We start from the raw sequence: 8755 nt of genomic DNA on the forward strand, positions 1-8755 counted from the left end.
GGTATCAGCACATGGATCATATTGATGATAAGATTTTAACAATTTTAAAACGCAACGGGAAAGCTTCGGCAACGGAAATCAGCAAAGTTGTCGGATTGTCCATTCCTGCTGTAGCAGAACGAATCCGCAAGATGGAACATGCCGGCATCATTGAAGGGTACGGTGCGAAGATTAGCCGCCGGAAAACAGGCTATAATGTGACGGCCTTCGTTATGGTAAATCTGGAACGGGCCGGCGATGTAGAAGAATTCCGGGAAAAAATCGTTCAGTTCCCTCAGGTTCTGGAGTGCCATCACGTCGTTGGCGCCTTTGACTATCTTCTGAAAGTATTGGTTAAAACGCCGGATGACCTGGAAAAATTCCTTATGGATGAACTGAATGAAATTCCGACCGTTACGTCGTCACAGACGTTTATGTGCCTGTCGACGCTGAAGGAAGAATGGAATGTGTAAGGTCTGGTAAGGTGCGAAAAGGGGGGTGCTGCAGCTGGTTGGATTTGCAGCAACCCCCTTTTTTGTATTTATCAAAGAAATGAGTTTAGCCCAGATAGGTATATTGAGTTAAAACGAGCCTTCTTTTACCTGGCCGTTAATGGTAAGGACATGAACCTGCCAGGGAAGATGTTTGCCGCTTTGCGCCAGGGCCTTTTGGGCTGCCAGCTCCAGGCCGCCGCAGCAGGGTACTTCCATGCGGACGACCGTCACATCGGCAATGGCATTTTGTCTGATAATTTCTGTCAGCTTTTCGGCATAGTCTGTTTCATCTAATTTGGGACAGCCAATGAGCGTAATGGCATTTTTCATGAAATCTTCATGAAACGAAGCGTATGCATAGGCTGTGCAGTCTGCAGCAATAAGCAGATGGGCTCCGTCGAAGTATTCCGTTTTGACAGGGACCAACTTAATTTGTACAGGCCACTGACGGAGCTGCGACGGCCCTTTTTTCGGGCACGATGAGGCGGACTGTGTCGGTGCAGACGGTGTCACCGTGCGGGCCTGACTGCCAGGACAGACCGGCTTTTTATATTCCCGTCCCTGGGCTTTCATGTTGGCTTTTACTGCTTCTTCGTCATAAGCGACTGTGTCCTTTTCGATGAAACTGATGGCGTCAGTCGGACAATGGGGCAGACAGTCTCCCAGGCCGTCGCAGTAATCGTCGCGCATGAGCCGGGCTTTTCCTTCTACGATGGCAATGGCTCCTTCATGACAGGCTGCTGCACAGGCGCCGCAGCCATTGCAGGCATCGGTATCAATGTGAATAATTCGTCGGATCATACAGGGACCTCCTTGTCAGAACATAGATTAGTAGTGAGTATAGTATACAGGCTGGGACTGCCTGTGTCCGTTGTTTTTACAACACGAGAGGAATCAAATGAATACGTATGTATCTGCATTATGCCAATCTCCGCTGTGTACAGGAATGGCGCCGGACGAAATTGCTGCCTTGTGGAATGACCTGCGCTCCCATCGCCGCCAGTACAGGAGAGGAGAATTTATATTTTTTGCCGGCCAGGAAATACGGCAGCTGGCTGTTGTGCTGTCCGGTACGGTACATCTTGTACAGGAAGATTACTGGGGAAACCGCAACATTCTCGCCCAGGTTCGGTCAGGGGCCATGTTTGCCGAAGCCTTTGCCTGTCTGCCTCACTGCCGGTCTACTGTCGATGCCCTGGCCGTAGACGATGTGGAACTTATCGCCATTGACGTGGCCAGTATCTTGTCAGGCCGAACTGTTCCGGAATCAGTTCAGGCAAAAGCAGCGGCGAATTTGCTGGCCATTCTGGCAGAGCGCAACGTCATGCTTACAGAGAAGATTCGTTACTTGTCGCAGCGCTCGACCCGGCAAAAACTGATGTTTTATCTGTCTGATGAAGCGGCCCGCCAGGGGAGCCCGTCCTTTGTGCTGCCCTTTAACCGGCAGGAACTGGCTGACTATTTATCAGTAGACCGCAGCGCCATGTCGGCAGAACTGAGCCGCATGAAAAAAGAAGGACTGCTGGAGTACGAGAAAAATCACTTTGTACTCCATGCCCTGTCGTCCAATCGTTCCTGACCGTTTCCTGTCAGATAAAACGGTATTCACGTTCTGACGTCAGCAGCCTGATATTTGTATAGAGACGCTGGTAATAAAAAAGGATGCCTTGTCTTACGGCATCCTTTTTTTGCTGCTGCTTAGTGTAAATGGGGGAGAATGTGTCCCATTTTGTTCTTTTTCGTTTCCAAGTAGAATTCGTCAAATTTCTGTGCTTTCATTTCAATGGGGACCCGTTCGACAATTTCTACGCCAAAGCCTTCAAGACCATAGATTTTTTCCGGGTTGTTCGTCAGCAGACGAAGTTCCTTGGCTCCCAGGTCTTGCAGAATCTGTGCGCCAATCCAGTATTCCCGCAGGTCCGGCGCAAAGCCCAGTTTTTCATTGGCTTCGACTGTGTCATAGCCCTGTTCCTGAAGCACATAGGCCTTGAGTTTGTTAATCAGGCCAATGCCGCGGCCTTCCTGGCGCATGTACAGGAGAACGCCGCGGCCTTCAGCGTTAATCTGGGTCATGGCAGCAGCCAGCTGTTCGCCGCAGTCGCAGCGGCGCGAGCCGAAGACGTCGCCAGTCAGGCATTCGGAGTGAACCCGGCAGAGCAGATTTTTGCCGTCGCCAATATCGCCTTTGACCAGAGCGACGTGGTGTTCGCCTGTCAGGTCGTTAATATAGCCGTAAATGCGGAATTCGCCGAATTTCGTCGGCATTTTGGCAACGGCTTCGCGGATGACGTGTTTGTCATGACGGCGGCAGTAGTTCTGCAGATCGTGAATGGTAATGAATTTGAGGTCGTATTTATCGGCAATGTCCCAAAGCTGCGGCGTCTGCATCATCGTGCCGTCATCGGCCATGATTTCGCAGCACAGGCCAACCTGTGTCAGTCCGGCCAGGCGCATGAGATCGACTGTAGCTTCTGTATGGCCATTGCGGGTCAGAACACCGCCCCGTTTGGCAATGAGGGGGAACATGTGGCCAGGACGGCGGAAATCTTCCGGACGGGCTGCGGCTTCCGTGCATTTGCGGGCTGTCAGGGCCCGTTCGACGGCGGAAATGCCGGTCGTCGTGTCGACGTGATCGATGGAGACCGTAAAGGCCGTTTCGTGATTGTCCGTGTTATGGCTTACCATAGGCGACAAGTTGAGCTTGTTAGCATATTCAATGCTCATGGGCATACAGATGAGTCCCTTGCCGTGGGTGGCCATGAAATTCATGTTTTCTGTCGTGCAGTATTGGGCGGCGCAGATGAAGTCTCCTTCATTTTCCCGGTCCGGATCATCTGTCACGATAATGATGCGGCCAGAACGCAGTTCTTCAATGGCTTCTTCTACAGTATTAAATGTTCTCTTTTCGTTTGTCATGGTAAACCCTCCTGAATATAGAAAGCCCTGATGCTGCACAAGGCAGGTATCAGGGCTTTTAATGACAATATACTATAGCCTGCTGCCAGAAGACAGCAGTTCTCGTATCTTCTTCCATCCAGACTGTACTGTCGGTTTTGGAATTGCACCAAATCACGAGTCAGAGACTCTTACGCCGTAGCGTTCGCGGACTATACCGCCGGTCGGGAATTGCACCCTGCCCTGAAGATAAGAAATGTACGCTATTTATTATACACATAATGCATGTATATGGCAAGGCTTAGGGCACATCAAAAATTTTTCCCGGATTGAGAATATTATTGGGGTCCCAGGCCATTTTAATGCCTTTCATCATGGCCAGTTCATCAGGATTGGTAAATTCTTCCATCAGATGCTTGCGTTTGCTGCCAATGCCGTGTTCGCCGGACAGCCGTCCGCCATGGGCATAAATAAAGGCGTACAGCTCCTGCTGGTTCTGCTGAATCCGCTGCATCCAGTCTTCATACGAAGCATCTTCATTTTTCAGAATATTGAGGTGAATATTGCCGTCGCCGGCATGGCTGGCAATGCGGGTAATGAGATTGTATTTCGTGGCCAGCCGCAGGATTTCATCGAGCAGCAGCGGTTCCTGATCGACAGGGACGACGACGTCTTCCTTGCTGACAATGAGGCTTTCGGCGCGTACTGCTTCAGCAAAGGCCTTGCGGGCCTGCCAGATCTTATTGTGGTCGGCGACGAGAACGGAAGAGGCTCCGTTTTCCGTGCAGATTTCGTCCAGCGTTACGGCTTTGTCATCCAGGTCATCTTCACTGGTTCCTTCCACTTCGACAATGAGATAGTTGCCGCCGTCACTGCTGCCCTGCAGGGTTTCGTTCAAATAGGATTCTACCGATTTGATCGTAATATTATCCATAAATTCGACACACGTCGGCATAATACCGGCTTTAATGAGCTTGTTTACCGTGCCGATAGCCTGTTCCCGGTCCTGGTAAATAGCCAGCAGATCGAGGGTGTACTTAGGCTTGGGCAGGAGTTTGACCGTTGCCTGCGTAATGATGCCCAGCGTCCCTTCTGAGCCGATGACCAGCTGATCCAGGCAGTACCCTGTAGACTGCTTCTGCAGGCGGGCGCCGAGATGGACGATTTTTCCTGTCGGGCTGACGACTTCAATGGCATATACCTGATGCCGTGTCGTCCCGTATTTGACGGCCCGGTTGCCGCCGGCATTGGTGGCAATGTTGCCGCCAATAAAGCAGGAATCGCCGCTGCAGGGGTCACCGGCATAGAACAGGCCCTTCTTTTCAGCTGCTTCCTGCAGATCTGACGTGCGGACGCCTGGTTCAACGACGGCGTACAGGTTTTCTTCGTTAATTTCAACGATGTGGTTCATCTTTTCCAGGGACAGGACGATGCCGCCGTAAATGGGCACGGCGCCGCAGGCAAGACCCGTTCCGGCACCGCGGGGGACGACGGGAAAGTGATATTCATTGGCCAGGCGCATGACGGCGGCAACCTGGTCAGCTGTTTCGGCAAATACGACGGCTTCCGGCATATGATGGTATGCCGGGTCCGTTACTTCGTCGTGGGAATAGGGCTGCAGCAGATCGCTGTCAGTCAGTACATTTTTAGCACCTACAGCCTCTTTCAGTTTTTCCAGCACAGGGCCGGTAATTGGTTCGTATTTCATCAGGAAACCCTCCCTAGTTTTTACAGCGTTAGAGTCAATGATTGCATATCTTCTTTATTATATAGTGGCTTTGCTGATTTTTAAAGGGAGAAACAGAAAATCCCTTTATATTAGTGCTGATTCCATGTATACTACTAGTAACAGAAAGATAACGTATGTACGAAAGGAGTTTGTCATGACGGAAATGACGCGCCCTGTGCGGCGGCGGAAACGGAAAAAGCAGCGTTCCTCCCCGGGAGTCTACAGGCTTCTGCTCATTCTCATTATCCTGTTCGGCGTCCTGTTTCTGGGCAACCGGGTCTATGAGTTGTGGCAGATTCACAAAGACATGGAACAGACGCTGCAGCAGAAAGAAAAGCTGCTCACCGAGAATCAGACACTGGAAGCCCGCAAAGAAACGCTGAACCAGCCGGAAGAAGTGGCCAAACTGGCACGGGAACGGTTTGGACTGGCTATGCCCGGGGAAATCCCGTATAAGAGGAAATAAAATTCCATGGGCCAGAAAGAATTCCTGCTAATTTCGATTGAATTTTTTCTCATTTATAGGTATAATACGTTTATACGCGTTATCAGCAAGGCAAGAACATAAGGAGGATTATGAAGTAGCATGACAATCGAAATAGGCAGCGTATTGGAAGGAACCGTTACGGGGATTACAAAATTTGGCGCATTTGTAGAACTTCCCGACAAGAAAGTAGGTCTGGTCCATATTTCAGAAGTGGCGAATGAATACGTAAAAGACGTCAACGACTTTCTGAAGGTGAAGGATAAGGTCAGCGTCAAAGTACTGTCCGTAGATGATAAGGGGAAAATCGGCCTGTCTATCAAACAGACCCAGCCGGAACCGGCAAAGAAGGAATTTCGCCCGCGACGCGAATTCCGTTCCCATACTGGGTTTGACTCCAACCGGCGTTCTTCCACATCCCTGTCTTTTGAAGACCGGCTCAGCCGATTCATGAAAGAAAGCGATGAACGGCAGATGGATTTGCGACGCAACACGGAATCGAAGCGGGGCGGCCGCGGCGCTCGCCATGCAGATTAATTCCGTTGCATGAAACATAGGATATGCAGAGAGTATTCCGGTCAGGAATGCTCTTTTTGTTTTCAATGAGGTGACTATACAATGAATAGCCGTACCTATGCAGTAATCGACATTGGCTCCCATTCCCTGCGGCTCATGACGGGCTGGCATGACGGAACACAGTGGCACTGGTCGCCGAAAGAACTGGCGACGACCCGCCTGGGTGCCGGTGTCAGTGAAACACGGCATTTATCGCCAGAAGGCATTGCCGCATCCCTGGAAGCCATGGCCGCCTGGAAACAGCGGCTCGACGGTATTCCTGTCTGTGCTGTTGCTACCAGCGCCGTCCGGGAAGCCGTCGACGGACAGGCCTTTCTGGCAGAAATACGGGCCCGCTTTGGCTGGCACTGCCGGAGCATTTCCGGCATGGAAGAAGGTGCGCTCAGCTTCTGCGGCGCCTCGTCACAGCTGCCCCTGGGAAGCGGTGCTGCCGTTCTCGATATTGGCGGCGGCAGCAGTGAAGTGTCTGTCGGCGTCAGCGGCGGTTCTGTTTCCTGGTCGCACAGCTATCCCATGGGAGCTGTGCGGTTTATGAAGCCCCTGCCCATATCGGACGAGGACGTGCAGGATATTGAAGAGCGCTGTGCCCGCCTGTGGCGCCCGATGGAGCAGGTTCCGCCTGTCCTGATCGGCGTCGGCGGCACACTGACTACACTGGCCGCCATGGAACATGAGCTGACCGTCTATGACCCGTCTGTCGTCAATGGAACGGTTATTTCGCTGGAACAGCTGTCGGCGCGCATCCATGCTCTGCGGCACATGACGCCGGACGAACTGCTGCACGTACCGGGACTGCAGCCAAAACGAAGTGCCGTCATCATTCCGGGCCTGCTCATTGCCCGCTCGTTCCTGCAGCACTATGGACTGCAGGCCGTGCAGATCAGTGAACGGGATCTGATGGAAGGCGTATTTCTGCGCCATTCCTTTCACGACGCCGCCTGGCGCGCAGCAGAACGATGAAGGATATGTGCCGCGTCGTAGCTGCATACTGCCAGGACCATTCCCTGCTTCATCAGGGCGATACGATCGTCGTCGCCTGCTCCGGCGGCCCGGACTCGCTGGCCCTGCTGGATGTACTGGCCCGGCTCCGGACTGACTGCGGCATACGTCTGGTCGTCTGTTACGTGCATCACGGCATTCGCCAGGCTGCCGATGACGAAGCACGGATTGTCGCCCGTGAAGCAGCCCGGCGGCAGTGTGCGTACGTCTGCTTTCATGCCGATGTGCCGGCCCTGGCCAGAACGCGGCACATTTCTCTGGAAACGGCAGGGCGGGAAGAACGGTACCGCCTTCTTCGTCAGGCTGCTGCCCAGTACGGCGCTTCAGCCATTGCCGTCGCCCATCATCAGAATGATCAGGCCGAAACAGTACTGCTTCATGTGCTGCGGGGCAGCGGCCTGGCCGGCCTGGGGGGCATGGCGCCGAAAAACGGGGACATTATTCGTCCCTTTCTCTGTCTGACCCGGCAGGACATCGAACAGTACGGCCGCGACCGAAACCTGTCGCCGTGCTGTGATGAAAGCAACTATTCTGCCGTATTTGCGCGCAACCGCATTCGGCTGGAACTGCTGCCCTGTCTGCAGCAGTATAATCCCGGCATTGTTGCCGATTTAACCCGTATGGCCGACATTGTGCGGGCTGATGATGCCTATATCCGGCAATGTGCGCAGGAACAGTACGATGCGCTGAAACAGCCCTGCGACGGCGGTGCCGCGCTGGATAAGCGCGGTCTGCTGGCGCAGCCTCTGGCCATACAGCGCCGCCTTCTCCGCCTTCTGTGCCGGGATGTTACCGGCACAGAGCAGGATATACCCTTTCATTATATCGAAACCATGCGGGCCCTGGCCTCCAAAGGGGCAGGGAAACAATTTCAGACCGGCACCGTCCAGGTCTATACGACGCGGCAGGCCCTGTGTGCTGTCAGAGCCGCACTGCCGCCGCGTCGGCACAACCACAGAAACCAACAGATTCAGGAGGATACGACATGCATCAAGATGTAGACCATATATTGCTGACAGAAGAAGCCATTGCAGCACGCGTTCAGGAACTGGGAGCGCAGATTACGCATGACTATGCAGGAAAAACGATTCTGATGTGCGGCATTCTGAAAGGAGCCGTCACCTTTTACACCGACCTGGCCCGGGCCATTGACGGGCCCGTGCAGTTTGACTTCATGAGCTGCTCCAGCTACGGCACGTCAGCCTCGTCTTCCGGAAACGTTACGATCCGCAAGGATATGGACAGCGATCCTGAAGGGGCAGACATTCTGATTGTCGAAGATATTATTGATACAGGCGTCACGTTGAGCTGTCTCATGCCTCTTTTGAAAGAACGAGGCGCCCGTTCGGTACGGCTGGCAACGCTGCTCAGCAAGCCGGCCCGCCGCCGCGTCGATGTGCCTGTCGATTACAACGGCTTTGAAATCCCCGACGCCTTTGTCGTCGGCTATGGACTGGATTTTGCCGGCCGATACCGCAATTTGCCCTATATTGGCGTACTGAAAAAAGAAGTATACAGCAAATAGCATCAAAAGGGCCGTTTTGTTTTATATAAAGCTGTTGTTGCATGAACAAAAGTGTGATAATATAAGTATTGTAT

The 8755-nt window shown here is 52.9% G+C and carries 10 protein-coding genes and 1 riboswitch; of the genes, 7 read left to right on the top strand and 3 right to left on the bottom strand.

What is annotated here, in order from left to right:
* Positions 1 to 11 precede the first annotated feature (11 nt).
* The gene (locus Q3886_RS06260; protein ID WP_301860371.1) at positions 12 to 452 is read left to right on the top strand and encodes an Lrp/AsnC family transcriptional regulator; all 441 of its coding nucleotides are present in this window, start codon (positions 12 to 14) and stop codon (positions 450 to 452) included.
* A 108-nt stretch (positions 453 to 560) separates the two neighbouring features.
* Here the strand turns inward: Q3886_RS06260 and Q3886_RS06265 are convergent, their stop codons facing one another.
* Positions 561 to 1274, bottom strand: a complete 714-nt coding sequence (locus Q3886_RS06265) for an ATP-binding protein (RefSeq protein ID WP_301860360.1) — start codon at positions 1272 to 1274, stop codon at positions 561 to 563.
* Between the two features lie 97 nt (positions 1275 to 1371).
* On the opposite strand from Q3886_RS06265, the gene Q3886_RS06270 reads away from it, so the two are divergent.
* Positions 1372 to 2052 (top strand): Crp/Fnr family transcriptional regulator, encoded by a 681-nt coding sequence (locus tag Q3886_RS06270; RefSeq protein ID WP_301860361.1) that lies wholly within the window; start codon positions 1372 to 1374, stop codon positions 2050 to 2052.
* Between the two features lie 119 nt (positions 2053 to 2171).
* Here Q3886_RS06270 and Q3886_RS06275 read toward each other — a convergent pair whose 3' ends face one another.
* Together Q3886_RS06275 and Q3886_RS06280 are read right to left on the bottom strand one after the other, a co-directional pair.
* Positions 2172 to 3389, bottom strand: coding sequence for a bifunctional 3,4-dihydroxy-2-butanone-4-phosphate synthase/GTP cyclohydrolase II (locus Q3886_RS06275; protein ID WP_301860362.1), 1218 nt, complete (start codon positions 3387 to 3389; stop codon positions 2172 to 2174).
* A 102-nt stretch (positions 3390 to 3491) separates the two neighbouring features.
* Positions 3492 to 3623: riboswitch (FMN riboswitch) on the bottom strand.
* Positions 3624 to 3669: 46 nt separating this feature from the next.
* Positions 3670 to 5076: an FAD-binding oxidoreductase gene (locus tag Q3886_RS06280; protein WP_301860363.1), complete on the bottom strand. Its 1407-nt coding sequence runs from the start codon at positions 5074 to 5076 to the stop codon at positions 3670 to 3672.
* Between the two features lie 175 nt (positions 5077 to 5251).
* Here Q3886_RS06280 and Q3886_RS06285 point away from each other — a divergent pair, with 175 nt between their 5' ends.
* The 5 genes from Q3886_RS06285 to hpt all read left to right on the top strand — a co-directional run bounded on the left by Q3886_RS06285 (position 5252) and on the right by hpt (position 8681).
* The gene (locus Q3886_RS06285; RefSeq protein WP_301860364.1) at positions 5252 to 5563 is read left to right on the top strand and encodes a septum formation initiator family protein; all 312 of its coding nucleotides are present in this window, start codon (positions 5252 to 5254) and stop codon (positions 5561 to 5563) included.
* Positions 5564 to 5683: 120 nt separating this feature from the next.
* Positions 5684 to 6118 carry a S1 domain-containing RNA-binding protein gene (locus tag Q3886_RS06290; RefSeq protein WP_301860365.1) on the top strand — a complete coding sequence of 145 codons (435 nt, stop codon included), beginning with the start codon at positions 5684 to 5686 and terminating at the stop codon, positions 6116 to 6118.
* Positions 6119 to 6199: 81 nt separating this feature from the next.
* Positions 6200 to 7117 carry a Ppx/GppA family phosphatase gene (locus tag Q3886_RS06295; protein WP_301860366.1) on the top strand — a complete coding sequence of 306 codons (918 nt, stop codon included), beginning with the start codon at positions 6200 to 6202 and terminating at the stop codon, positions 7115 to 7117.
* Positions 7114 to 8157, top strand: a complete 1044-nt coding sequence (gene tilS, locus Q3886_RS06300; RefSeq protein WP_301860367.1) for a tRNA lysidine(34) synthetase TilS — start codon at positions 7114 to 7116, stop codon at positions 8155 to 8157. The genes Q3886_RS06295 and tilS overlap by 4 nt, the downstream gene beginning before the upstream one ends.
* Entirely contained in the window at positions 8142 to 8681 is a 540-nt protein-coding gene (gene hpt, locus Q3886_RS06305) for a hypoxanthine phosphoribosyltransferase (RefSeq protein WP_301860368.1), read from the top strand. Before tilS ends, hpt begins: the two co-directional genes overlap by 16 nt.
* The last annotated feature ends 74 nt before the right edge of the window (positions 8682 to 8755 follow it).

The organism is uncultured Megasphaera sp. (assembly GCF_958350005.1).
In the GTDB taxonomy this organism is placed as follows: Bacteria; Bacillota; Negativicutes; order Veillonellales; family Megasphaeraceae; genus Megasphaera.